The following is a 20,513-nucleotide window of genomic DNA, read 5'->3' on the forward strand; positions in this document are numbered from 1 at the left end:
ACGGGCTCAGATTAGTGCCGCTAGCTGAAGCCAGACTGAATCGCCGCTTAAGCCAAGCTGAACGCGCAAGCCGGCTCAGCCCGCATCCGGCAGCGGCTTGCGGAAGCGGTAGAACAGATTGGGTTCGGCGACGATATAGATGTCGCCATCCTCGTCCATGGCCACGCCTTCGGCCTGCTGGATGCCGCTGTCCAGACCATTGAGGCCACCACTGAGGCTGAGGAAGCTGACCGGCTGGCCGGCACGGTCGAGTTCCAGCAGCATGCGCGACTCGTCGGACAGCAGCAGCAGGTGGCCGGTGCGCTCATCGACGCTGAGCGAGGATATATCGCGCAGTCCCAGGTTGCCGGCCACCAGCGGCCGTAGCGTACCGCCCTGGCCACCCTCATCGGGGAACGGCAGGCTGAACAAGCCCATCGGGCTGCGCTCCTTGCCGAGCAGCAGGCTGTGGCTGCGCGAGTCCCAGCCCAGGCCCTCGAAGCCCTTGTTGCCGGCATCGGCGAACCCCAGGTCGAAGCCGGGGAAATCAGCGGCATCCAACTCCAGATCATCGACCTGCAGGGTGAAGGTGGTGAGCTGACGCCGGCGCTCGTCGACGATGGCCATACGACCGTTGCCGAGCATCTCCACTCCCTCCGGGTCGGAGAAGCCCTTCAGACGGATGCGGCGCAGGATGTCGCCGTCGCGGGACAGTTCCACCAGCAGCGGGTTCTTGCCGGTGACGGTGAACAGGGTGCCGGTGAGCGGGTTGTAGGTCAGCCCGGAGGTCTCGTCCTTTTCCAACCCATCGAGCGTTTTGGCCTGGATCACCGCGCGATAACCAGGCAGCCAAATACTGGCGAGGCGGCTGACCAGCGGCGTGGAGCGCTCCTGCCACCAGAGCTGGGCGCGGTCGTCCCAGTGCTGGGTCTGCGCCAGCACACCGAAGGCCAGCAATGCACAACCCGTGAGCCAGTAGCCAGGGTGTTTCAGGCGGAAGCGGAGAGAGGACATCGCGACGACTCGACTGCAGGATAGCCATGCGACTCCCGCTATCGACGGGAGTTCCGCCGCAGTCAGGCGGCGGTCATCGCTTGGTGGTCATCGCTTATAGCACGCGACTGGTAAAGCGGCTATGACCGACCAGCTCCAGCTCCAGTTCGTCGCCTTTGTTCAGCGCGCCGACACCCACCGGCGTGCCGGTGAGGATCACGTCACCCGGCTGCAGAGCGAAATGCCCGGCCATGTGCTGGATCATGCCGACGATGGGGTTGAGCATATCGCGGCTGTTGCCGTCCTGGCGGGTTTCGCCATTGATGACAAGGCGAATGCCGATATCGGCCAGGTCCTCGATGGCATCCCCCGGCACGAAAGGCGCCAGCACGCAGGCGCCGTCGAAGCTCTTAGCGATTTCCCAGGGATAGCCCTTTTCCTTGAGCTTGGCCTGTACGTCACGCAGGGTCAGATCCAGTGCCGGAGCGAAACCGCTGATGGCATCGCGCACCTCCTCGGCATCCGGCCTCGATGACAGGGGTTTGCCGATCAGCACGGCGATCTCCGCCTCGTAATGCACCGCGCCGCGATCGTCAGGAATGCTGAAACCGCCATCGAGCGGCACTACACAGGAGCCCGGCTTGATGAACAGCAGCGGCTCGCTGGGCACCGGGTTGTTCAGTTCCTTGGCGTGCTCGGCGTAGTTGCGGCCGATGCAGACCACCTTGCCAAGGGGAAAGTGCACGGTGGTACCGTCGACGTACTGGTGCTGATAGCTCATTTGGGTTGCTCCGCAGCTTCAAGCCCCAAGCTGCAAGTATGTCCGCGCCCTGCTTTTCTTGCGGCTTGCAGCTTGAAGCTTGCGGCTTTAATTGAAGATCTTTCCGGGATTCATGATGCCATTGGGGTCGAACACGGCCTTGATCGCCTTCATGCAGGCGATCTCGGCCGGTGAGCGGCTGTACTGCAGGTAATCACGCTTGGTCATGCCCACGCCATGTTCGGCGCTGATCGAGCCGTTGTACTTCTCGACGATCTCGAACACCCACTTGTTGACCACCGCGCACTTGGCGAAGAAGTCTTCCTTGGCCAGATTCTCGGGCTTGAGGATGTTCAGGTGCAGGTTGCCGTCACCGATATGGCCGTACCAGAGCACGTCGAAGTCCGGGTAGTTGGCCGAGACGATGTCGTCGATGTCCTTGAGGAAGGCCGGCACCTGGCCGACGGTGACGGAGATGTCGTTCTTGTACGGCGTCCAGTGACTGATGGTTTCGGAGATGTACTCGCGCAGCTTCCACAGGTTCTGCAGTTGCTGCTCGCTCTGGCTCATCACGCCGTCGAGCACCCAGCCCTGCTCGACGCAGTGCTCGAAGGTGGCCAGGGCTTCGTTGGCCACGTCCTCGTTGAGCGCCTCGAATTCCAGCAGGGCGTAGAACGGCGTGCGGCTCTCGAACGGCGCCGGCACGTCGCCACGGCCGAGGATCTTCTCCAGGCAGCGGTCGGAGAAGAACTCGAAGGCGGTCAGGTCGAGCTTGCCCTGGAAGGCATGCAGCACCGGCATGATCGAATCGAAATCCGGCGTGCCGAGCACCATCGCGGTGAGATTCTTCGGCGCACGTTCCAGGCGCATGGTGGCCTCGACCACGAAGCCCAGGGTGCCTTCGGCGCCGATGAACAGTTGGCGCAGGTCATAGCCGGTGGCGTTCTTGACCAGGTCGCGGTTGAGCTCCAGCAGCTCGCCAGTGCCGGTGACCACCTTGAGGCCGGCGACCCAGTTGCGGGTCATGCCGTAGCGAATCACCTTGATACCGCCGGCATTGGTGCCGATATTGCCGCCGATCTGGCTGGAGCCGCTCGATGCGAAGTCCACCGGGTAGTACAGGCCCTTTTCCTCGGCGAACAATTGCAGTTGCTTGGTCACCACGCCCGGCTGGCAGACCACGGTGCGGTCGTATTCGTTGAAGGCGACGATGCGGTTCATGTAGTCGAAGGACACCACCACCTCACCATTGGCCGCCACGGCAGCAGCGGAGAGGCCGGTACGGCCACCCGAGGGCACCAGGGCGATCTTGTGCTGATTGGCCCAGCGCACGATGGCCTGCACCTGTTCGGTGCTCTTGGGGAAGACGATGGCCGAAGGCGCGGGCGCGTACTGCTTGGTCCAGTCCTTGCCATAGGTTTCCAGGGAATCGGCGTCGGTCAGCACCTTGCCGGGCTCGACCAGGGTCTTCAGCTCTTCGATCTGCACCGCAGTAGTCATCAAGTGAACTCTCAAAGGATTCATGGTCGCCCTGAGAACCATTCAGGTCGCAACCGAGCATTGAAAAAGGCGAACATGCTAGCATACGCACCCCGCGAATCGTGACATGCAGCGATCTGCGGGTGCTGGCTGATTTTCTCAGCCCTTCCCTGAAAACATCCCGTGGGACACAGGTACTCCGATGAGCAAGACCTCTCTCGAAAAGAGCAAGATCAAGTTCCTTCTTCTCGAAGGCGTGCACCAGAACGCCGTGGATACGTTGAAGGCCGCCGGTTACACCAACATCGAGTACCTCAAGACTGCCCTGTCAGGCGAGGAGCTGAAAGAGAAGATCGCCGACGCCCACTTCATCGGTATCCGCTCGCGTACCCAACTGACGGCCGAGGTCTTCGACTGTGCGAAGAAGCTGGTCGCCGTCGGCTGCTTCTGCATCGGCACCAACCAGGTCGACCTGGACGCCGCCCGCGAGCGCGGCATCGCCGTGTTCAACGCCCCCTACTCCAACACCCGCTCGGTGGCCGAGCTGGTACTGGCCGAAGCCATCCTGCTGCTGCGCGGCATCCCCGAGAAGAACGCCTCCTGCCATCGCGGCGGCTGGATCAAGTCGGCGGCCAACTCCTTCGAGATCCGTGGCAAGAAGCTGGGCATCATCGGCTACGGCTCCATCGGCACCCAGCTCTCGGTGCTGGCCGAAGCCCTGGGCATGCAGGTGTATTTCTATGACACCGTGACCAAGCTGCCGCTGGGCAACGCCACGCAGATCGGCAGCCTGCACGAGCTGCTGGGCCTGGCCGACATCGTCTCGCTGCACGTGCCGGAGCTGCCGTCCACCCAGTGGATGATCGGTGAGAAGGAAATCCGCGCCATGAAGAAGGGCGCCATCCTGATCAACGCCGCCCGTGGCACCGTGGTCGAGCTGGATCACCTGGCCGCGGCCATCAAGGACGAGCACCTGATCGGCGCTGCCATCGACGTGTTCCCGGTCGAGCCCAAGTCCAACGACGACATCTTCGAGAGCCCGCTGCGCGGCCTGGATCGCGTGATCCTCACCCCGCACATCGGTGGCTCCACCGCCGAAGCCCAGGCCAACATCGGCCTGGAAGTGGCCGAGAAGCTGGTCAAGTACAGCGACAACGGCACCTCGGTGTCCTCGGTCAACTTCCCCGAAGTGGCCCTGCCGGCCCATGCTGGCAAGCACCGCCTGCTGCACATCCACGAGAACGTGCCGGGCGTGATGAGCGAGATCAACAAGGTGTTCGCCGACAACAATATCAACATCTCTGGCCAGTTCCTGCAGACCAACGACAAGGTCGGCTACGTGGTGATCGACGTCGACGCCGAGTACTCCGATCTGGCGCTGGAGAAGCTGCAGCAGGTGCATGGCACCATCCGTAGCCGCGTGCTGTTCTAAGCAGCAGGCGGTAACGAAAAAAGGGCGACCCTCGGGTCGCCCTTTTCGTTTGGATGGGGGTGAATCCGGGCTACAGGATCACTTCACCGTGACGCTGATCTTCTCCGACATCACCGGCGGATCCAGCGGTACGTGGTTCTTGTCTCCCACCAGCAACTGCAGCGTGTGCTTGCCTGGCGGCAGGGTCACCTGGGTTTCGGTCTGGCCCTTGCCGAAGTGGCGGATGGCATCGGTCATTGGCAGGGGCGCGTTCATCGGCGGCAGCTTGTCGACATCGATCAGCAGGTGATGGTGCCCGGTACCCGCGACATCGACGCCCGCCGGCGCCACTCCCATGCCCTGGAGGCCGAACTTGACGGTGAAGGTCTGGCCCACCGTGGCGCCATCGGCCGGCTCGATGAAGTACACCTTGGCCCCCTCCGGCGCCGCGGTGCGCGGCATGTCGGCCCAGGCAGTGGCGCTGGCGCCCAGCAGCAGGGCAGCGCAGAGAGAGATGGCATTCAGCGTTCTGGTCATCACGGCGTCCTCGAGAGAAACAGGGAAACGGTGGACTCTAAACGGCGCCAGACGTTCCCGTTTCGCTCTCCAGCGCCAGCAAGGCTTGCCGCGCCTCGGCCAGTTGCTGCTCGTTGAACACCCGCACCCCGGCGCGACGCAACAGGGCAGCCGTCACCCCCTCACCGGCCACGCGCACGCCGCTGAAGGTGCCATCGTAGTTCTCCAGGTTGCCGCAGGAGGGGCTGCGGGCCTTGAGCAGCGCCATGCGGATGCCATGCTCGCGCACCAGCGCCAACGCCTGCTGCGCCCCCTCGACGAAGGCGCTGGTGACGTCGGCACCGTCGATGGTCAGTACCGGCAAACGCCCATCCAGCACCTGCGCGCCCTGCCCACCCGCTATCTCGGCAGGCGGACGGGGTGTTGGCAGGCCGCCAGCCACTTCCGGGCACAGCGCAACCACCCGTCCCTCGTCCAGCCACTGCTGCAGCAGCTCGTAAGGGCCGTGGGCACCGCCGTCGTAGCGCACGCGATGGCCCAGCAGGCAGCGACTGACGAGAATCTTGTGCATGACTCAGAGCGGGCTCTCGCCACGGCGGCGGAACCAGCCGGTCAGCGACAGGCGCTCGCGCGTGGCCGCCAGCACTTCATGGGGCATCTCGGCGGACATGAACAATGCCAGGGTGCCGGCCTGCGGCAGCACGTCGTGCGCGCGACCATCGGCCAGGTGCAGGCGCAGCGCCCCACCCTGCTCGGGCCGCCAGTCGTCGTTGAGGTAGAACACCGCCGACACGGTACGGCGGTCATCATCACGGAAGCGGTCGAGGTGACGCTGATAGAAAGCCCCCGGTGCATAGCAGGCGAAATGGCACTCGAAGTCTTCCAGCCCCAGATAGAAGGCCTGGTTGAGCGCCTGGCGCAGCTCGTCCATCAGCCCCAGGTAGCGGTCGCAGGCCTCGCTCTGACCGGGCTCGAGCCACTGGATGCGATCGCCACGAATGCCCTCCTGCACCTGCTGGGCCCCGCCGCGACCCACGGCTGCGGCGTGCAGGTCGCCGTTCTGCGCACGGCGGTGGCACTCAACGGCCAGTTCGCGGGTCAGACCCTCTGGGGCGAATAGCCCATGTTGGGACCAACCTTGGCTGGCCAGGTCATCGATGAGAGCAGAAAAGGGGGTAGGAATGTCGGTCATGCCGGCGATTCTAGCAGCCCCCGGTGAAGCGCTCGACAAGCCAATGCCAGCCACTGAAAATAGCCCGCCGCCGAGTCCTCGTCCCGTGCAACGGTCAGGCGGTCTGCCAAGGAGTTTGCGATGCGCGTTCTGTTTGCCCTGTTGCTCTGTCTGGCCTTGCCGGCCATGGCCGACGACCATCTGCGCCTGTACCAGGCGGCCGGCTGGCCGCAACAGCGCGAGCATTTCAACCAAGCGCTGGACGCCGCTCAGCAACGCTACCGCAGCACCCTGCCGCCGGCCGTCTACCAGGCACTGGTGGACAACAGCAACCAGCGCTTCGCCGCGGCCTCCATCGACCGCCGTGCCGAGTACAGCATGCGCATGGAGCTGGCCAACCCCAAGCCGGCCCTGACCTTCTTCGAGTCCGAACTGGGCCGCAAGATCGTCGCTGCCGAGGTACGTGCCACCAGTAGCGACCAACTGGCACGCTACGCCAATGGCCTGCCCCGCACCGAGGCCGATGCCACCCGCCGCCTGCTGATCCGCCACCTGGCCCAGGCCCTGCCGGCCAAGGAGGCCGGTGCCGAGGTCAGCCTGGCACTGGCCGGTGTGGCCGCCGACAGCCTCAGCCAGATGATCCCCGGCCTGCTCAGCGGCGGCCAGGCACAGAGCCTGCTCAACGGCCAGCGTGAACGCCTGATGGCACAGATCGAGCAGGATCTCGACAACACCCTGCTGCATGTCTATCGCGACCTGTCCGACCCGGAGCTGGAGCAGTTCGTCGAATTCGCCCAGTCCGCCGATGGCCAGGCCTACTACAAGGCCGCCCTGGCCGCATTGCGCGCCGGTCTGGCCGTGGGCCTGAGCACCAGCGAGCTGGAGCCACCGCCGCAGGGTATCTGAAGCATTAAGTAGGGCAGCGCTCAGGAGCGCCAGCGAACCGCCCGCCAGGCCATGCCCAGCTTGGCACCACAACGCTCCAGCGAAACTCCGCCAGCGTACATCTTCGCGTGCGGATCGCGCCCGGTACGCCCTGCGACACCAACACCCATCGCGGATAAATCCGCTCCTACCACCTGTGCCAGCGACTCCAACCTACGCCAAACGCTCACTGAGAAAGTCGAAGTAGCGCCGGCGCAGCGCTTCGTTCTCGTTGGCCAGGTGATGGCGCGCCTCGGGCAGGCGCAGGATGCTCGGCTGGCGGAACTTGTCCTGCAGTACCTCCAGGTTGTGCTGCCAGTCCACTGTCATGTCCTTTTCACCCTGCACGATCAGCGGGCTGTGCGAGCTGCGCGCTGCCGCCTCGATGCGCGGCACCCAGCGTTTCAGTGCACCGACCCAGAGTGTGGGCAAGCTACGCGGTTGCAGCGGGTCGAGGTTGTGGACGAAATCGATGAAGGCCGCGTCGCTGGAATTCTCGCTGAAGCGTCGGGGTATCTCACGGACGAAGGGGCTGAGCATCAGGTAGCTGAACTTCGACCAGTTCCAGGCACGCGGCCGCACCAGCGGTGCCAGGAGGATGCTCTGGCCCAGCTCGGGCCGCTGGCCATCGGTGAGCAGGTAATCCAGCAGGATCGCCCCGCCGGTGCTCTGTCCACATAGATGCCAGGGCTGCGGCAGGCCCAGCTCGGCGGCTTGCTCGAACAGGCCGAGCAGCACCTGCTGGTATTCGGCGAAGTCGTCGATGCTGGCCCGTGCGCCGCTGGACAGGCCATGCCCCGGCAGGTCACAGGCCAGCACGGCGAGGCCCATGCTCAAGGCCCAGTCGATGACGTGGCGATACAGCCCCATATGGTCGTAATAGCCATGCAGCAGCAGCAAGGCACCGCGCGGCTCGGAGGGTGCCCAGAGCTGCACGGCAATCTGGTAGCCGGCAGCGTTGAAGCTGCCCAGGCGGCAGTCCAGCCCGGCATGGCGCGTCGCCAGGTCGAGGCCATAGAAGCTGCGGTAAGCCTGCACGGCCGGCAGATCGAGACGCGCTGCGGCCAAGGGTCGCAGCAAGGGGCGTAGCAGCTCGGGCTGGAAAGGCTCTGACATGGGGCTTCCGACGGGGTTCGCATGAGGCGAAGCGAGTTTCTCGATGCAGCGATATTCTGCTGCCGAGCGCGGCATGGCAAGCTAGGCGCCCGTTTGCCGGTCCTGCCCCATGCCTCGTCCATCACGCACCACCTGGATCGTTCTGCTGCTGGCCACCGTCTGCGCGGTGGCCTTGCTCATGGCCTACCGCTGGTTCGAGGCCCGCTATCTGCGCCCCTTCGACGAGCGCGCGGCGGTCTTCTCCGGCGCCGCCCTGCGCCTGCCCGAGGAACTGGCCGGCCCCGGCCCGATCCGCTTGGTGCATTTCTGGGATCCGGCCTGCCCGTGCAACGTCGGCAACCAGCAGCACCTGGCCGAGCTGATCGCCGGCTATGCCCCCAAGGGGGTGGCCTTCTACGCCGTACAACGCCCCGGCAGCAAGGGCAGCCTGCCAGCCGATCTCGGCGGCCTGCAGGTACTCGAAACACTCCCGGGCAGCGACGCCATCCCCGCCAGCCCTGCGGTGGCGATCTGGGATCGGCAGGGCCAGCTCGCCTATTTCGGCCCCTACAGCGAGGGGCTGGTGTGCAATTCGAGCAACAGTTTCATCGAGCCGATCCTCGAAGCCCTGGCCGAAGGGCGCCGCGTGGATGCCAGCAACACCCTGGCGGTGGGCTGCTTTTGCGATTGGCAGGCCGCCGACTAGCGTCCGCGCGGCGTGCCACCCTGCCAACGGCGAAAGGCCCGGTAGAAGGGTGATAGTTCGGCGAAACCACAGGCACGGGCCACATCGCGCACCGCCGCCCCCTGTTCGAGCAGGTGCAGCGCCTTGAGGCGGCGCACCTCGTCATGCAGGGCACGAAAGCTGCTGCCATGCTCACTCAGTGCGCGCTGCAACGTCGAATAGGAGAAACCCAGCGCTGCAGCGCAGCCTCTCAGGTCGCAGCGGGCCTGACCCAGATTACGTTCCAGCCAGTAGCGCACGCGCGCCAGCAACTGGTTTTCCACCAGTTCGCCCAGTTGCCGCTGCGCCTCTTCGCAGAGCACCTCGAACAGCCGCGCATTGGCACTGCGCAGCGGCCTGCCAAGCGCCCCACGCGGCAGAATCAAGGCATCGTGGGGCTGCTCGAATAGCGGCGTAACGCCCAATAGGCGCCGATGCTCGTGCAGCCGGCGCGGGGCAGGATGACGAAACTCGACGCCCAGCAGCGGCAAGGGCACCGGGCAGACCGCCAGCAACATCTTGTGCAGCAGCAGGGCCAGGCATTCCATCTGCTGGCGCAACGAAGCGAAGCCCCGGTAGTTCAGATCGATCACCAGGCGCACCTGCTCGTCGCCCTCCTCCAGCCGCGCGGCAAAGCCACCGGAAAGGATGTGCTGAAAACGCACGAAGGCCTGCAGCCCCTGGCGCAGGTCGGCTGCGCTGAGCAGCAGGTAGCCGACCACATCCATCGGCCTTGGCTGCATGACCTCGGCCAGGTGCAGGCCGATATCGGCATCACCGCTGATCCCGGCAATGGCCTGCCAGAAGCGCGGGGCATTGTCGTGATCCTCTCGCGCCTCGAGCAGCGGCGAGGCCAGCGGTACCCCGGCATAGGCCCGCCGGTAGCTCTCGGTGGGATCCAGGCGTAGCGCGGCCAGGGCCTCGTAGAGCAGGCGGCGCAGGGTGGCGGAGTGCGTCAGAGCGGTGAATGCGGAGCGCTCGGCATCAGGCATGGCAGAATCCGGGGCAAAATTGACCATAGACTTTCAAGCCTGCTGTATTTAGTCAATGCCAGCGCCGAGGCAGCTACGCAGAATGCCGACCTGCTGCCCCACAAGAACAAGGATCTCGATGAAACGTACCCTCACCGCCCTGGCCCTGATCGTTGCCATTGGTGCCGCCGGCGCTGGCTGGTATCTGCATGGCAAACAACCGCAACGTGACGGCGAACTGGCCCTGGCAGGCCTGCATGCACCCGTGACGGTGCGCTACGACGAGCGCGGCGTACCGCATCTCAAGGCACAGAATCAGGACGACCTCTACCGTGCCCTGGGTTTCGTGCACGCCCAGGATCGCCTGTTCCAGATGGAATTGCTCAGGCGCCTGGCGCGCGGCGAGCTGGCCCAGGTGCTGGGAGAAAAGCTGCTGCCCACCGATCGCCTGTTCCGCACTCTGGAGATCGGTCGCCACGCTGACGCCCGTGCCGCCCAGCTGGATGCCAGCAGCCCGTCCGTGCGTGCCCTGCAGAGCTACCTGGACGGCATCAACCAGTACCAGGCCAGCCGCCCGCTGCCGGTGGAGTTCGACCTGTTGGGCATCGAACCGCGCCCCTTCAGCGTCGCCGACACCCTCAGCGTCGCCGGCTACATGGCCTACAGCTTCGCCGCCGCGCTGCGTACCGAGCCCCTGATGACGCATATCCGCGACCAGCTCGGCGCCGACTACCTCAAGGTCTTCGACCTCGACTGGCACCCCGAGGGCGTACTCGGCACGCCCCTGGCTGCTGGCGACTGGCAGGATCTGGCCGCCCTCGCCCAGCTCAGCGATGCCGCGCTGGCCGGCAGCGGCCTGCCGCAATTCGAGGGCAGCAACGCCTGGGCCGTTTCCGGCAGCCGCACCGCCAGCGGCAAACCGCTACTGGCGGGCGATCCACACATCCGCTTCTCCCTGCCAGCGGTGTGGTACGAAGCGCACCTGCAAGCGCCCAGTTACGAGCTGTACGGCTACCACCACGCCCTGATCCCCAGCGCCATGCTCGGTCACAACCGTGACTTCGCCTGGAGCCTGACCATGTTCCAGAACGACGACCTCGATTTGATCGCCGAGCGGGTCAACCCGGACAACCCTAACCAGGTCTGGTATCAGGGCCGCTGGGTCGACCTCGAGCAACGCACGGAAAGCATTCAGGTCAAGGGCGCCGAGCCGGTGCAGATCACCCTGCGCCGTTCGCCCCATGGCCCTATCGTCAACGACACCCTCGGCCAGAGCAGCGGCAGCCCCCCCATCGCCATGTGGTGGGCCTTCCTCGAAACCGACAACCCCTTGCTCGATGCCTTCTACCAGCTGGATCGCGCCGACACCCTGGACAAGGCCCGCGCCGCCGTCGAGAAGATCGAGGCACCCGGCCTCAACGTGATCTGGGCCAATGCTGCCGGCGATATCGGCTGGTGGGCGGCGGCCAAGCTGCCGCTGCGCCCGGCTGGCGTCAACCCGACCTTCATCCTCGACGGTGCCAGCAGCGAGGCAGACAAGCTCGGCTGGCAGCCTTTCAGTGCCAACCCGCAGGAAGAGAATCCGGCACGTGGCTATATCGTCTCGGCCAACTACCAGCCGGTGCCGGCCAGCGGCATCGAGATTCCCGGCTACTACAACCTGCCCGACCGTGGCCAGCGCCTGAACCAGCGCCTGAGCGACGCCTCGGTGAAATGGGATGTGCGCAACAGCCAGGCCTTGCAGCTCGATACGGGTACCGGCTACCCCAGGCGCGTGCTGGCGCCGATCCTCGACGAGCTGCGCAACGCCGCCCAGGGCGAGCAGGAACAGGCTCTGGTGCAGCGGCTGGCCGAATGGAATGGCGAGCACCCGCTGGATTCGGTCACCGCGACGCTGTTCAACCAGTTGCTCTATCAACTGGCCCACGAAGCCATGGCCGACGAACTGGGCGAAGCCTTCTTCGACAGCCTGCTGCAAAGCCGATCACTCGATATCGCCTTGCCACGCCTGACCGCCGATGCGGATTCGCCCTGGTGGCAACGCAAGGACGGCAGCGGCACGGCAACTCGCGCGCAGATCGTCGCCGAGGCCTGGCGCGCCAGCCTGTCACACCTGCGCGAGCAGTTCGGGGATGATTCGCAAAGCTGGCAATGGGGCCGCGTCCATACCCTGACCCACGCCCATCCGCTGGGCCAGCAGCCCTTGCTCGGTCGCCTGCTCAACGTCGGCCCCTTCGCCGCCCCGGGTAGCCACGAGGTGCCGGACAACCTCTCGCACAGGATCGGCCCGGCGCCCTGGCAGGTGGTCTATGGCCCCTCGACGCGGCGCCTGATCGACCTGGCTGACGCGAGCCAGGCACTGGGCGGTAATCCGGTCGGCCAGAGCGGCGTGCCGTTCGACGCACACTACGCCGACCAGGCCGCTGGCCATGTGCTTGGCCTCTATCGGCCACAGCATCTGAGCGAAGCGGACATAGCGAGCCATACCCAGGGCACCCTCGAGCTGCTACCGCGTTGAGCAGCATGGTGCACCAGAGAGCAGCATGCCGCTCTCTGGTGCACCGCCATCATCCCCACGCCCCGGCCAGTCCTTTGCCAGGGCGCTCTGAAGCCCGCCAGATCGGGCTTTCTCGCTTCGGTCACGAAATTGGCACACGCCCTGCATAGGCTAAGGCAAGCCCAGTTTCGGGGACCTTGGTACAGGCAGGCCGGGGAATCCCCCTCTTTATTCGACGTGACCTCTACGTCACATGCCGCGCGCCGCAACCCACTCGATGGGCCAGGCGCCACCCGTTTCGGGGACCTTGGTACAGGCAGGCCGGGGAATCCCCTCTTTATTCGCCGTGACCTCAGCGTCACGTGCAGTGCGCCGCAACCCGCCCGACGGGCCAGGCGCCACCCATTTCGGGGACCTTGGTACAGGCAGGCCGGGGAATCCCCCTCTTTATTCGGGGCGCAGCGTCAGTTGCACGCGCCAACGTCCATCCACCTCACTACCACGCCACTCCCCGCTCAGCGGGCGAGTCGACACCAGCACCAGCAGCAGATCCCGACCGTCGCGCTCGATGCGCCAGTTCACCAGGCCCAGGGGCAGCTTCAACTGCCCTTCCCGCACCCGCCCATAGGCATCCTCGAAGCGATATCTCAGCGCACCGTCGACCGGCTCGGCCTGTGCCTCTGGCGCCCGGTTGAACCAGAGCTGCAGCCCCTGCTCCCAGGGCTCGGCAGCCTCGACGCGCAGGCGCGGCGGGTCGAACACCCGGCCGATCATCACGCCGACAAGAAAGGCGATGAGCATGATCGAAGCCACGAAACGCCAGCGCAAACGCGGCCGCGGATCCTCCGGCGGCGTAGAATGGCGCCCGTCCCAGTGCTCGGAGTGCTGCATGTTTCACGTCATCCTGTTTCAACCGGAAATTCCGCCCAATACCGGCAACATTATCAGGCTGTGCGCCAACAGCGGCTGCCAGTTGCACCTGATCGAGCCATTGGGCTTCGAGCTGGACGACAAGCGCCTGCGCCGCGCCGGCCTGGATTATCACGAATACGCCACGCTCAAGCGCCACGCGGATCTGCAGAGCTGCCTCGACAGCCTCGGCCAACCACGCCTGTTCGCCTTCACTACCAAGGGCTCGCAGCCGTTCCACGATATCGCCTACCAACCTGGTGATGCTTTCCTATTCGGCCCGGAGAGCCGTGGCCTACCGGAGGACGTGCGCAACGCGCTGCCACCCGAACGGCGCGTACGCCTGCCGATGCGCGCGGGTTGCCGCAGCCTGAATCTGTCCAATACCGTGGCGGTGACCGTTTACGAGGCCTGGCGGCAGAATGGCTTCGCCGAAGCGGACTGAGGCTACAGACGGACGAGTAAGGTTCTTCGTGGATTTTCGTGGAAGGCAGTTCGGGCACCGGACTGGCAATTTCGTGTGGATCTGCTGTTATTTTCGGTGTTCAAGCTGCTTATCGGCGTTCTGCTGATATCTCCCGTTTCGCCCCCCGGCGACTTTCTTTTGTCAAACGCCACAAAAGAAAGCAAAAAGGCTTGGCCCCGCCATCCGGCCCCGGCTGCGCCGGGGTTCGTTCGCTCCATCGCTGCTCCGAGGGTCGGCTTACAAGGGCCGTCCCTGGCCCTTTAAGCCTCTCACGGCATCCATGCCGTTCGCCCCTCTACGCAACGATTCCACTCACCCTCCTAAAGGGGCCATTCGCGCGCCTGAACGAACTGGCATTTCAGGGTCTGCGCGGCGTGTTCTAGTGGTTGTGAGGTCGCGGCTGGGTCGTCGTGTTAAACCAAAACTTTCATTCGCGTAGGGCGTACTCGCGAAGCAGTACGCCGTTGGTGGAAGTATTGGGCGTGAGCCGTAGTGCCGAACTCGGCATGGCCCGGCGGACTGTTCGCTGGCGCTCCTGAGTCCGCCCTAAGGCTGACCCATGTTCAAGCACTCCATGCTAATTCTGGGTTACCGCAGGTTCAGGCGCGTGCAGAGCCCGCCCAGGAGGGCGAACGGAATCGTCGTGGAAGAGGTCGAGCGACATGGATGTCGCGAGAGCCACGATGGGCCAGGGATGGCCCACCGTGGCGGGCCTCTGGAGCGGCGATGGAGTGAGCGAACCCTCGCGCAGCGAGGGCCGGATGATCGGGCGGAGGGTTTTGGTTACTTTTGCCCGCAAAAGTGACTCGCCCGGGAGGGCGAAACCAAAGACATCAGCAAAAACGCGGCAATTCGGAACAAACACCCGAACAACCAACAAGCCAACACCCCACACAAAACTTGCCAGTCCAGCATGACGCCACAAAACGCAAAAAGCGCCCCGAAGGGCGCTTTCTCACTCAACCAACATGCTCTTACTGAACAGTGGTCTCGCCAGCCTGCTGCATGCGCTGCAGCTCCTGGGCGTACAGAGCATCGAAGTTCACCGGCGACAGCATCAGCGCCGGGAAGGAGCCGCGGGTCACCAGGCTGTCCAGTGCTTCACGGGCATAAGGGAACAGGATGTTCGGGCAGAAGGCGCCGAGGGTGTGGCTCATGGAGGCGCCATCGAGGCCCTTGATCAGGAAGATACCAGCCTGCTGCACTTCGGCGATGAAGGCGACTTCTTCACCGTTCTTCACGGTCACCGACAGCGTCAGCACCACTTCGTGGAAGTCACCTTCCAGGGCCTTCTGGCGGGTGTTGAGATCCAGACCGACGCTCGGCGTCCACTCCTGACGGAAGATTTCCGGGCTCTTCGGCGCCTCGAAGGACAGATCCTTGACGTAGATGCGCTGCAGGGAGAACTGAGGGGTCTGCTCGGCGGCGGCGCCGCTGTTGGCTTGCTCGGTCATGGCGTTGGCCTTCCTTAACGTTGAGGTTTCAAGCGGGGCTCTGCAGCAGGGCGTCGAGCTTGCCGGCGCGCTCCAGGGCATAGAGGTCGTCACAGCCACCCACGTGGGTGCTGCCGATCCAGATTTGCGGTACCGAGGTGCGCCCGGCCTTGCGGGTCATCTCCGCGCGCACGGCCGGCTGGCCATCGACGCGAATCTCCTCGTAATCCACCCCTTTGCTGGCCAGCAGTTGCTTGGCCCGTACGCAGAAGGGGCACCAGTCGCTGGAGTAGATGACCACCTGGGCCATGTCACTTCACCAGCGGCAGGTTGTCACCACGCCAGGTGGCGATGCCACCGGAGAGTTTGGCAGCGGTGAAACCGGCTTTCTTCAGCTCGCGCGCGATGCTGCCGGCCTGCTGGCCCATGGCATCGACGATGATGATGGTCTTGGCCTTGTGCTTTTCCAGCTCGGCGATACGCGCGTTCACCTTCTCGTAGGGAATGTGCAGCGAATCGACGATATGCCCGGCGGAGAAATCCTTCTGCGAACGCACGTCGAGTACCACGCCCTGGTCGCTGTTGACCAGCGCGGTCAGCTCGCGAGTGGACAGGCTCTGCCCGCCCTTGCGCATTTCGGTGACGATCAGCAGCACCAGCAGAACCACGAAGGTTCCGGCCAATACGTAGTGGTTGGTGACGAACTCAATCAGGTTGGCGAACATCTATAAGACCCAGGACGGTAAAATGCCGGCCAGTATACACAGCCCCACAGGTCGGCCAAACCCCGTCCGGCAGTGACGTGCCAGGCGCTTGACCGTAGAATGCCCGGCCTTGTCTTCCGCCAATCGACCCAGAGCGAGCCAGCTAAATGAGCGCCACGCCCAAACCCTTGGTTCTGATCATCCTCGACGGCTTCGGTCACAGCGACAAACCCGAATACAACGCCATTTATGCGGCCAACACACCGGTCTACGATCGCCTGCGCGCCACCTACCCACACGGCCTGATCTCCGGCAGCGGCATGGATGTCGGCCTGCCGGACGGGCAGATGGGCAACTCCGAAGTCGGTCACATGAACCTCGGTGCCGGGCGCGTGGTGTACCAGGACTTCACCCGCGTGACCAAGGCGATCCGCGACGGCGAATTCTTCGACAACGCCACGATCAACCAGGCCGTGGACAAGGCCGTGGCTGCCGGCAAGGCCGTGCACATCCTCGGCCTGCTCTCCGATGGTGGCGTGCACAGCCACCAGGATCACATCGTCGCCATGGCCGAACTGGCCGCCAAACGCGGCGCCGAGAAGATCTACCTGCACGCCTTCCTCGATGGCCGCGACACCCCGCCGAAGAGCGCGCAACCCTCCATCGAACTGCTTGACGCCACCTTCGCCCGCCTCGGCAAGGGCCGTATCGCCAGCCTCACCGGCCGCTACTTCGCCATGGATCGCGACAACCGCTGGGATCGCGTCGAACAGGCCTACCACCTGATCGTCGACGGCGCTGGCCAGTTCAAGGCTGCCTCAGCCGTGGAGGGCCTGCAGGCTGCCTACGAGCGTGGCGAGAGCGACGAGTTCGTCAAGGCCACCAGCATCGGTGAGCCGGTACGGGTCGAGGACGGCGACGCCGTGGTATTCATGAACTTCCGCGCCGACCGTGCCCGCGAACTGACCCGCGCCTTCGTCGAGCCCGGTTTCAAGGAATTCGAGCGCAAGCGTGCGCCACAGGTCAGCTTCGTCATGCTCACCCAGTACGCGGCGAGCATACCGGCACCGGCGGCCTTCGCCCCGGAAGCGCTGACCAACGTGCTCGGCGAGTACCTGGCGAAGAACGGCAAGACCCAGCTACGCATCGCCGAGACCGAGAAATACGCCCACGTCACCTTTTTCTTCTCCGGTGGTCGCGAAGAGCCGTTCGAGGGCGAGGAGCGCATCCTGATTCCATCGCCGAACGTCGCCACCTACGACCTCAAGCCGGAAATGAGTGCCCCGGAAGTCACCGACAAGATAGTCGACGCCATCGAGAACCAGCGTTATGACGTGATCATCGTCAACTACGCCAACGGCGACATGGTCGGTCACACCGGCGTGTTCGAGGCTGCAGTCAAGGCCGTGGAAACCCTCGATACCTGCGTCGGGCGCATCACCGAGGCGCTGGAAAAGGTGGGCGGCGAGGCGCTGATCACCGCCGACCACGGCAACGTCGAGCAGATGGAAGACGAGTGCACCGGCCAGGCGCACACCGCCCATACCTGCGAGCCAGTGCCGTTCATCTACGTCGGCAAGCGCCCGGCGCGCATCCGCGAAGGCGGCGTGCTGGCCGACGTGGCGCCCACCCTGCTCAAACTGATGGGCCTGCCGCAACCGAGCGAAATGACCGGCAAGCCCATCGTCGAGCTGCAATAAGAGCAGCTTCAGGCCACGAGAATCGTAGCCCGGATGCAATCCGGGGAGTCCGCTCCCGGATTGCATCCGGGCTACCCGTCGTTTTCGCTCTTCTTGCCGCTTGTGGCTTGCAGCTTGCCGCTGCTTTTTTAGGCATACTAAGCGCCATTGCCGCCCCGTCTCAGGTGTCGCTCACTCCATGCGTCGTGTCCTCATCTTCGTTCTACTCAGCAGCCTGCTCGCTCCGGCCATGGCCGATCAGCGTGCCGATACCCAGCGCCAGCTAGAAGCGGCGCGTCAGGACGTCACCGAGCTGAAGAAGATGCTGGAGAAACTGCAGCAGGAGAAATCCGGCGTTCAGCAACAGTTGAAGAAGACTGAAACCGAGATGGGCGACCTGCAGAAGCAGGTCAACGAGCTGAAGCGTGAGCTCGACAGCAGCGAGACGGAAATCCAGCGCCTGGATCAGGAGAAAAAAAAACTCCAGAGCGCACGCAGTGAACAACAACGGCTGATCGCCATTCAGGCCCGCGCCGCCTATCAGAGCGGCCGCCAGGAATACCTCAAGCTGCTGCTCAACCAGCAGAATCCGGAAAAGTTCTCGCGCACCCTCACCTACTATGACTACCTGAGCCATGCGCGCCTGGAGCAACTCTCGGCATTCAACGAGACCCTGCGCCAACTGGCCAACGTCGAACAGGAAATCAGCAATCACCAGGCCCAACTGCAGGCGCAGAAGGCCGAGCTGGATCAGCGCCATGCCCAGCTCGCCGAGGCGCGCAAGGAACGCCAGCAGGCCCTGGCCAAGCTCAATAGCGAATTTTCCAGCCGTGACAAGCGCCTCAAGGCCCGCCAGCAGGAGCAAGCCGAGCTGGGCCGCGTGCTCAAGACCATCGAAGAAACCCTGGCGCGCCAGGCGCGCGAAGCGGAAGAGGCGCGCAAGCGCGAGCTGGCCGCCCGCGAAGCCCGCCCCAGCAGTAGCGGCAAGCCCGCTGCCAGCGGCCCCCTGGTCAGCTCCGGGGCCATCTATGGCGGGCCTTTTGCCAGCGCACGGGGCAAGTTGCCCTGGCCCGTCGATGGCCGATTGGTAGCTCGCTACGGAACCCCACGCGGCGATGATGCTCGTACTAAGTGGGATGGCGTCCTGATCGGCGCGCAGGCGGGCAGCCAGGTGCGCGCCGTGCACGGGGGACGCGTGGTTTTCGCAGACTGGTTGCGCGGCGCCGGTCTGTTAGTCATTCTCGACCATGGTAACGGCTATCTGAGCCTGTACGGCCATAATCAGAGCCTGCTCAAGCGAGCCGGTGACCTGGTCAAGGCGGGCGAAGCCATTTCCACGGTCGGAACCAGCGGCGGCCAGGCTACCCCGGCACTGTATTTCGCCATCCGCCAGAACGGTCGCCCGAGTGATCCGGCACAATGGTGCCGCGCGCAGGGATAACCAGGCTTGCTGCCTGGTGGCGCCTCATCCACTTAGGAGTTGTCTTCATGCCCCATCGCTTCCGCCCCACCTGCCTGGCTCTGGCCCTTGGTCTGTTGCTCGGCGCTCCCGCCCTGCAGGCTGCCGAGCCTGCCCCCGCGCCAGCGGCGAGCAGCAAGGCGGCGCCACTGCCACTGGATGAGCTGCGCACCTTCGCCGAGGTGATGGATCGCATCAAGGCCGCCTATGTCGAGCCGGTCAGCGACAAGACCCTGCTGGAGAATGCCATCAAGGGCATGCTCAGCAACCTGGACCCGCATTCGGCCTATCTGGAGCCAGACGCCTTCGCCGAGCTGCAGGAAAGCACCAGCGGCGAATTCGGTGGCCTGGGCATCGAAGTGGGCATGGAGGATGGCTTCGTCAAGGTGGTGTCGCCGATCGACGATACTCCGGCCTCGAAAGCCGGCATCCAGCCAGGTGACCTGATCATCAAGATCGACGGCCAGCCGACCAAGGGCCTGTCGATGATGGAAGCCGTGGACAAGATGCGCGGCAAGGCCGGCAGCGAGATCGAGCTGACCCTGGTGCGCGATGGCGGTCGCCCATTCGACATCACCCTGACCCGCGCGGTGATCAAGGTGCGCAGCGTCAAGAGCCAGTTGCTGGAAGATGGTTACGGCTACCTGCGGATCTCGCAGTTCCAGGTCAACACTGGCGAGGAAGTGGGCAAGGCGCTGACCAAGCTGCGCAAGGAAAACGGCAACAAGAAGCTGCGCGGCCTGGTGATGGATCTGCGCAACAACCCGGGCGGCGTGCTGCAGGCGGCGGTGGAAGTGGCCGACCACTTCCTCAAGAGCGGCCTGATCGTCTACACCGAAGGGCGCCTGGCCAACTCCGAGTTGCGCTTCAACGCCGATCCGGCCGATGCCAGCGAGGGCGTGCCTCTGGTGGTATTGATCAACGGCGGCAGCGCCTCGGCCTCGGAAATCGTCGCCGGTGCCTTGCAGGATCACAAACGCGCCGTGCTGATGGGCACCGACAGCTTCGGCAAGGGCTCGGTGCAAACCGTGCTGCCGCTGAACAACGACCGCGCGTTGAAGCTGACTACAGCGCTGTACTTCACCCCCAACGGCCGCTCGATCCAGGCGCAGGGCATCGTTCCGGACATCGAGGTGGAGCGCGCCAAGGTCACCCGTGAGCAGGATCCCGAAGGCATCAAGGAAGCCGATCTGCTCGGCCACCTGGGCAATGGCAATGGCGGCGCCGACCGCCCGAGCAAGGCCGCGCAGGCCTCTCGCAAAGAGCGCCCGCAGGATGACGACTATCAACTGAGCCAGGCGCTGAACCTGCTCAAGGGGTTGAACGTCACCCGCGACGAGTGA

Annotated in this window: 20 protein-coding genes; 8 read left to right on the plus strand and 12 right to left on the minus strand. The window is 64.7% G+C overall.

Features of this window, described 5'->3' with window-relative positions:
* Positions 1–75: 75 nt before the first annotated feature.
* The 3 genes from PVE35_RS23105 to PVE35_RS23115 all read right to left on the minus strand — a co-directional run bounded on the left by PVE35_RS23105 (position 76) and on the right by PVE35_RS23115 (position 3,232).
* Complete coding sequence (locus PVE35_RS23105; protein ID WP_277373116.1) at positions 76–993, minus strand: SdiA-regulated domain-containing protein; 918 nt, start codon at positions 991–993, stop codon at positions 76–78.
* A gap of 94 nt (positions 994–1,087) precedes the next feature.
* Positions 1,088–1,753, minus strand: a complete 666-nt coding sequence (locus tag PVE35_RS23110; protein WP_277373117.1) for a fumarylacetoacetate hydrolase family protein — start codon at positions 1,751–1,753, stop codon at positions 1,088–1,090.
* 87 nt (positions 1,754–1,840) lie between these two features.
* Complete coding sequence (locus PVE35_RS23115) at positions 1,841–3,232, minus strand: FAD-binding oxidoreductase (protein ID WP_268179409.1); 1,392 nt, start codon at positions 3,230–3,232, stop codon at positions 1,841–1,843.
* A gap of 181 nt (positions 3,233–3,413) precedes the next feature.
* On the opposite strand from PVE35_RS23115, the gene serA reads away from it, so the two are divergent.
* Positions 3,414–4,643: a phosphoglycerate dehydrogenase gene (serA, locus tag PVE35_RS23120; protein ID WP_268179410.1), complete on the plus strand. Its 1,230-nt coding sequence runs from the start codon at positions 3,414–3,416 to the stop codon at positions 4,641–4,643.
* A 78-nt stretch (positions 4,644–4,721) separates the two neighbouring features.
* On the opposite strand, the gene PVE35_RS23125 is transcribed toward serA, so the two are convergent.
* From PVE35_RS23125 to PVE35_RS23135, 3 genes are read right to left on the minus strand one after another with little or no spacing between them, the layout of a single operon-like run.
* Positions 4,722–5,159, minus strand: coding sequence for a DUF4399 domain-containing protein (locus PVE35_RS23125; protein WP_268179411.1), 438 nt, complete (start codon positions 5,157–5,159; stop codon positions 4,722–4,724).
* A gap of 37 nt (positions 5,160–5,196) precedes the next feature.
* Positions 5,197–5,709 (minus strand): DUF523 domain-containing protein, encoded by a 513-nt coding sequence (locus tag PVE35_RS23130; RefSeq protein WP_277373118.1) that lies wholly within the window; start codon positions 5,707–5,709, stop codon positions 5,197–5,199.
* Between the two features lie 3 nt (positions 5,710–5,712).
* Entirely contained in the window at positions 5,713–6,330 is a 618-nt protein-coding gene (locus tag PVE35_RS23135) for a 2OG-Fe(II) oxygenase (protein WP_268179413.1), read from the minus strand.
* Positions 6,331–6,450: 120 nt separating this feature from the next.
* Here PVE35_RS23135 and PVE35_RS23140 point away from each other — a divergent pair, with 120 nt between their 5' ends.
* Positions 6,451–7,215 (plus strand): hypothetical protein, encoded by a 765-nt coding sequence (locus PVE35_RS23140; protein WP_268179414.1) that lies wholly within the window; start codon positions 6,451–6,453, stop codon positions 7,213–7,215.
* Between the two features lie 192 nt (positions 7,216–7,407).
* On the opposite strand, the gene PVE35_RS23145 is transcribed toward PVE35_RS23140, so the two are convergent.
* The gene (locus PVE35_RS23145) at positions 7,408–8,349 is read right to left on the minus strand and encodes an alpha/beta hydrolase (RefSeq protein ID WP_277373119.1); all 942 of its coding nucleotides are present in this window, start codon (positions 8,347–8,349) and stop codon (positions 7,408–7,410) included.
* Between the two features lie 109 nt (positions 8,350–8,458).
* On the opposite strand from PVE35_RS23145, the gene PVE35_RS23150 reads away from it, so the two are divergent.
* Entirely contained in the window at positions 8,459–9,034 is a 576-nt protein-coding gene (locus PVE35_RS23150) for a DUF6436 domain-containing protein (protein ID WP_268179416.1), read from the plus strand.
* Here PVE35_RS23150 and PVE35_RS23155 read toward each other — a convergent pair.
* A complete protein-coding gene (locus PVE35_RS23155) occupies positions 9,031–10,044 on the minus strand; it encodes an AraC family transcriptional regulator (protein WP_277373120.1) in 1,014 nt (337 codons plus the stop codon). The two genes, PVE35_RS23150 and PVE35_RS23155, sit on opposite strands and share 4 nt — an antisense overlap.
* A gap of 118 nt (positions 10,045–10,162) precedes the next feature.
* Between PVE35_RS23155 and PVE35_RS23160 the strand changes: the two genes are divergently transcribed.
* The gene (locus PVE35_RS23160) at positions 10,163–12,541 is read left to right on the plus strand and encodes a penicillin acylase family protein (RefSeq protein WP_277373121.1); all 2,379 of its coding nucleotides are present in this window, start codon (positions 10,163–10,165) and stop codon (positions 12,539–12,541) included.
* Positions 12,542–12,967: 426 nt separating this feature from the next.
* On the opposite strand, the gene PVE35_RS23165 is transcribed toward PVE35_RS23160, so the two are convergent.
* Entirely contained in the window at positions 12,968–13,411 is a 444-nt protein-coding gene (locus PVE35_RS23165; RefSeq protein ID WP_268179419.1) for a hypothetical protein, read from the minus strand.
* On the opposite strand from PVE35_RS23165, the gene trmL reads away from it, so the two are divergent.
* Positions 13,410–13,874, plus strand: a complete 465-nt coding sequence (gene trmL, locus PVE35_RS23170) for a tRNA (uridine(34)/cytosine(34)/5-carboxymethylaminomethyluridine(34)-2'-O)-methyltransferase TrmL (protein WP_277373123.1) — start codon at positions 13,410–13,412, stop codon at positions 13,872–13,874. The genes PVE35_RS23165 and trmL overlap by 2 nt on opposite strands.
* Before the next feature lie 995 nt (positions 13,875–14,869).
* Here the strand turns inward: trmL and secB are convergent.
* From secB to PVE35_RS23185, 3 genes are read right to left on the minus strand one after another with little or no spacing between them, the layout of a single operon-like run.
* Positions 14,870–15,349: a protein-export chaperone SecB gene (gene secB / locus PVE35_RS23175; RefSeq protein ID WP_268179421.1), complete on the minus strand. Its 480-nt coding sequence runs from the start codon at positions 15,347–15,349 to the stop codon at positions 14,870–14,872.
* Positions 15,350–15,377: 28 nt separating this feature from the next.
* Entirely contained in the window at positions 15,378–15,638 is a 261-nt protein-coding gene (gene grxC, locus PVE35_RS23180) for a glutaredoxin 3 (RefSeq protein WP_268179422.1), read from the minus strand.
* Between the two features lies 1 nt (position 15,639).
* A complete protein-coding gene (locus PVE35_RS23185; protein ID WP_277373124.1) occupies positions 15,640–16,053 on the minus strand; it encodes a rhodanese-like domain-containing protein in 414 nt (137 codons plus the stop codon).
* Between the two features lie 146 nt (positions 16,054–16,199).
* Between PVE35_RS23185 and gpmI the strand changes: the two genes are divergently transcribed.
* The 3 genes from gpmI (at position 16,200) to PVE35_RS23200 (ending at position 20,513) form a co-directional block, all read left to right on the plus strand.
* Positions 16,200–17,732 carry a 2,3-bisphosphoglycerate-independent phosphoglycerate mutase gene (gene gpmI / locus PVE35_RS23190; protein WP_268179424.1) on the plus strand — a complete coding sequence of 511 codons (1,533 nt, stop codon included), beginning with the start codon at positions 16,200–16,202 and terminating at the stop codon, positions 17,730–17,732.
* 178 nt (positions 17,733–17,910) lie between these two features.
* Positions 17,911–19,152, plus strand: a complete 1,242-nt coding sequence (locus PVE35_RS23195) for a murein hydrolase activator EnvC (RefSeq protein WP_277373125.1) — start codon at positions 17,911–17,913, stop codon at positions 19,150–19,152.
* 47 nt (positions 19,153–19,199) lie between these two features.
* Complete coding sequence (locus PVE35_RS23200) at positions 19,200–20,513, plus strand: S41 family peptidase (protein ID WP_268179426.1); 1,314 nt, start codon at positions 19,200–19,202, stop codon at positions 20,511–20,513.

Source organism: Pseudomonas sp. AA-38 (assembly GCF_029457475.1).
GTDB lineage: Bacteria > Pseudomonadota > Gammaproteobacteria > Pseudomonadales > Pseudomonadaceae > Aquipseudomonas.

Excerpts from the sequence above, each read along its gene's own strand:
- PVE35_RS23105 (WP_277373116.1), bottom strand. The coding sequence starts at position 993 with ATGTCCTCTCTCCGCTTCCGCCTGAAACACCCTGGCTACTGGCTCACG.
- PVE35_RS23110 (WP_277373117.1), bottom strand. The coding sequence starts at position 1,753 with ATGAGCTATCAGCACCAGTACGTCGACGGTACCACCGTGCACTTTCCC.
- PVE35_RS23115 (WP_268179409.1), bottom strand. The coding sequence starts at position 3,232 with ATGACTACTGCGGTGCAGATCGAAGAGCTGAAGACCCTGGTCGAGCCC.
- serA (WP_268179410.1), top strand. The coding sequence starts at position 3,414 with ATGAGCAAGACCTCTCTCGAAAAGAGCAAGATCAAGTTCCTTCTTCTC.
- PVE35_RS23125 (WP_268179411.1), bottom strand. The coding sequence starts at position 5,159 with ATGACCAGAACGCTGAATGCCATCTCTCTCTGCGCTGCCCTGCTGCTG.
- PVE35_RS23130 (WP_277373118.1), bottom strand. The coding sequence starts at position 5,709 with ATGCACAAGATTCTCGTCAGTCGCTGCCTGCTGGGCCATCGCGTGCGC.
- PVE35_RS23135 (WP_268179413.1), bottom strand. The coding sequence starts at position 6,330 with ATGACCGACATTCCTACCCCCTTTTCTGCTCTCATCGATGACCTGGCC.
- PVE35_RS23140 (WP_268179414.1), top strand. The coding sequence starts at position 6,451 with ATGCGCGTTCTGTTTGCCCTGTTGCTCTGTCTGGCCTTGCCGGCCATG.
- PVE35_RS23145 (WP_277373119.1), bottom strand. The coding sequence starts at position 8,349 with ATGTCAGAGCCTTTCCAGCCCGAGCTGCTACGCCCCTTGCTGCGACCC.
- PVE35_RS23150 (WP_268179416.1), top strand. The coding sequence starts at position 8,459 with ATGCCTCGTCCATCACGCACCACCTGGATCGTTCTGCTGCTGGCCACC.
- PVE35_RS23155 (WP_277373120.1), bottom strand. The coding sequence starts at position 10,044 with ATGCCTGATGCCGAGCGCTCCGCATTCACCGCTCTGACGCACTCCGCC.
- PVE35_RS23160 (WP_277373121.1), top strand. The coding sequence starts at position 10,163 with ATGAAACGTACCCTCACCGCCCTGGCCCTGATCGTTGCCATTGGTGCC.
- trmL (WP_277373123.1), top strand. The coding sequence starts at position 13,410 with ATGTTTCACGTCATCCTGTTTCAACCGGAAATTCCGCCCAATACCGGC.
- PVE35_RS23165 (WP_268179419.1), bottom strand. The coding sequence starts at position 13,411 with ATGCAGCACTCCGAGCACTGGGACGGGCGCCATTCTACGCCGCCGGAG.
- secB (WP_268179421.1), bottom strand. The coding sequence starts at position 15,349 with ATGACCGAGCAAGCCAACAGCGGCGCCGCCGCCGAGCAGACCCCTCAG.
- grxC (WP_268179422.1), bottom strand. The coding sequence starts at position 15,638 with ATGGCCCAGGTGGTCATCTACTCCAGCGACTGGTGCCCCTTCTGCGTA.
- PVE35_RS23185 (WP_277373124.1), bottom strand. The coding sequence starts at position 16,053 with ATGTTCGCCAACCTGATTGAGTTCGTCACCAACCACTACGTATTGGCC.
- gpmI (WP_268179424.1), top strand. The coding sequence starts at position 16,200 with ATGAGCGCCACGCCCAAACCCTTGGTTCTGATCATCCTCGACGGCTTC.
- PVE35_RS23195 (WP_277373125.1), top strand. The coding sequence starts at position 17,911 with ATGCGTCGTGTCCTCATCTTCGTTCTACTCAGCAGCCTGCTCGCTCCG.
- PVE35_RS23200 (WP_268179426.1), top strand. The coding sequence starts at position 19,200 with ATGCCCCATCGCTTCCGCCCCACCTGCCTGGCTCTGGCCCTTGGTCTG.